Here is a 2745-nt window from a genome sequence, read left to right as displayed (position 1 = left end):
CTCTTGCGAAACCCGCCGCTCCGGCAGCGCCAGCGTACAACTTTCCAGATGCAGCGTGACTTCCGCCGCTTCCGGCGCGGGCCAGACAATCGGCCAGTAGGACGTCGATAGCGCCAGCCGCAGCATGTGCCTCGCCTTCAGACGGTGCGCGCATTCATTCAGCTCGATCTCCGCCTCGTACCGCTCACCCGGCACCAGCTTCCGGGGCGCCTCAAACCCGTTACGGCAGGTCAGATTCAAAGGACGGAAAGTGATCCGTTGCGACACGCCCTCAGGCGAGACATCACACAGCCGCGCCACCAGCTGCGCCACCGGCCTGTCGACGCTGAACGCCACCTTGACCCGCGGCCGGCCCAGCAGCTCCAGCGGGCTTTCCAGCGGTGCGCTGTCAAAACAGGCTGAAAGCGCATCGTCGCCAGCCTGATCGCCCGCCAGCTCATTGTCGAACCTCATCCCTGGACAGAAGTAGCCCGACGCCTGCCCCACCGTCGCGGGGCTGCTGACCGCCTGCGTGCCGCTTGCAGCCTCCCCTGCCAGCACGCCCGCACCCAGATGCATCACCCGCTCCTGCACATTGGGCGAGGGCCACTGCGCCTCTGCCACCCAGCGCCCCTGGCGCGGCTTGTTCTGCATCGCGGGGTTGAAATGCTCTTGCATGTAGACGCGGTAGCCGGGCAGATCCTCGGCCCCGGTCTCTTCTCCCTTCAGCCATTTGCCGAACCAGGCCAGCACCTCGCCATGGAAATCCGCCGGGTCCAGCTTGGCAATATGGGCATAGCGGTGCTCCCACGGGCCGATCATCGCCTTGGCGGGCACCTGCAGGTTCGCTGCCAGCGCGGGCGGCGCGTTCACATAGGCATCCGCCCAGCCGGTGATCGCCAGCACCGGCGCTTGGATTGCGGACCAATCCTCGCAGACCGAGCCATGCTTCCACTGCCCATCCCGCTCCTGATGCCGCAGCCATTCAGCGGGCATAAAAGGCATCTCTTCGACCCGCTTGATCCAGTCCGCGCGCCAGTCCGGGCGCAGCTCCGGATCCGCGGGGCGCGACTGGTAGGCAAACATCTGGCTGCCCCAGTTGGCATTGTCGCTCAAGAGGCAGCCGCCCATGTAGTGGATATCATCGGCATAACGGTCCACGGTCGAGGCCACCGACACCACCGCCTTCAAAGCCGCCGGGCGGCGAAACGCCAGCTGCAGCCCGTTGAAACCGCCCCAAGAGATGCCGATCATACCGATACTGCCGGTGCACCAGGACTGCGCAGCAATCCAAGCCAGCACCGCCTCGCCGTCGCTCAGCTCCTGCTCGGAGTATTCGTCGTCAAACACCCCCTCGCTGTCGCCGGTGCCGGCAATATCCACCCGGATGCAGGCATAGCCTTCGGCGGCGAAAACCGGATGTGTGGTCTCATCGCGGGGCGCGGTGCCGTCGCGCTTGCGGTAGGGCAAATACTCCAAAATTGCCGGAAACGGCCCCTCGCCCTCCGGCATCCACATCCGCGCCGACAGCTTGCGCCCGTCCGGCAGGGTGATCCAAGTGTTTTCAATGATGCTGAATGCGCCGGCCATTTAGTCTTCCTTGTCTCAGTTCCGGGCGGTGCCCTTTGGCGGCACTCTTGCCAAACTGGCACCGTATGAAAAGCGAGCACTTGTATGCAAATGTAAGCGAAGGTACGCACTCAATCAGTCACTCCGTGAAAGCCCGCACCGATGCCAAACGATTTTTCCCGCAATTTGCGAAGGTTGTGCGCCGATACCGGCAGCATCGCCCAGGTCTGCCGCGAGATCGGTATGAACCGGCAGCAGTTTAACCGGTATCTCAACGGGCACGGCCTGCCTTCGGCTCACAATCTGCACCGCATCGCGCGTTACTTCGGCCTGGAGGAGGAGGCGCTGTTTGTCCCGCATCAGGACTTTCGCCAGCAAAGGGGCGCAGCCACCGCAGTGTCGGCCCCGGCTTTGCAATTCGGCAGCCTGTTCCGCGACCAGGCCCGGCGCCTGCGCCGTTTCATGGGGGTCTACCACGGTTACTTCCGCACCCCAACCTGGCCCGGCCAGATCGTGCGCACGCTGATCTGGCTGCGCCCGCAGGACGGTTGCGCCGTTACCCACACGTTTGAGCGTGCCATTGCCCGCGACGGCAGCATTCGCCAGCGCAGCCGCTATGCCGGCATGGCCACCCTCCGCAACAACCGCATCTGCATGTATGAAACGCCCCGCCGCGGCGGCGGCTACCTGTCAGAAACGGTTCTAATGCCCGCCCATCCGCAGCAGGTCTCCTTCTTGCAGGGGCTTACTTTGGGGATCTCCGCTGGCCCCGGCCAGGCACCGTTCGCCACCAACACCGTCTGGGTACGGATCGGCGAAAGGACCTCGGCCCGCGAAGCGCTGGCCGCAACCGGTGCTTACCCCGAGGCCAGCACCCGCATTGACCCGAAGGTACGGCGCCTGCTGGGAGAACAGCCGCCACTCAGCCTGAGCGCAGGCTGGCAGGTGTCGATTGATACTGAAAACAAGGTGACCTGCGACCGGGATAATTTCTATCTCTGGCGCCGGGTGACCGCCCTTGAAGGCGTGAATAAGGAAGTTGTCCTGGTCAAGGAGTGGAAAGAGACGATTCCCCGAGGGGTGCTGTAAACCCGGGCGGGATACGGGCGGATTTTCGGCAATTCGTCCGCATTTGCCTTGGTTTTGACATAGTGCGTTACCAAAAGCACACAGGGCCTTAACCATTTGATTGCAATT

General features: G+C 63.6%; 2 protein-coding genes. One reads left to right on the top strand and one right to left on the bottom strand.

Translation table 11 applies throughout. The annotated features are described in order from the left end of the window. Window positions 1-1569: CocE/NonD family hydrolase (locus tag A2I95_RS30125; RefSeq protein WP_291735791.1), on the bottom strand; the 1569-nt coding region annotated here is incomplete at its 3' end. A 141-nt stretch (window positions 1570-1710) separates the two neighbouring features. Between A2I95_RS30125 and A2I95_RS30120 the strand changes: the two genes are divergently transcribed. Continuing rightward, the gene (locus A2I95_RS30120; protein WP_291735789.1) at window positions 1711-2637 is read left to right on the top strand and encodes a helix-turn-helix transcriptional regulator; all 927 of its coding nucleotides are present in this window, start codon (window positions 1711-1713) and stop codon (window positions 2635-2637) included. Window positions 2638-2745 lie beyond the last annotated feature (108 nt).

This window comes from Leisingera sp. F5 (assembly GCF_001593695.1).
Note: the sequence above shows the minus strand (reverse complement) of the source record. Positions and strands in the feature narration are given on the sequence as shown.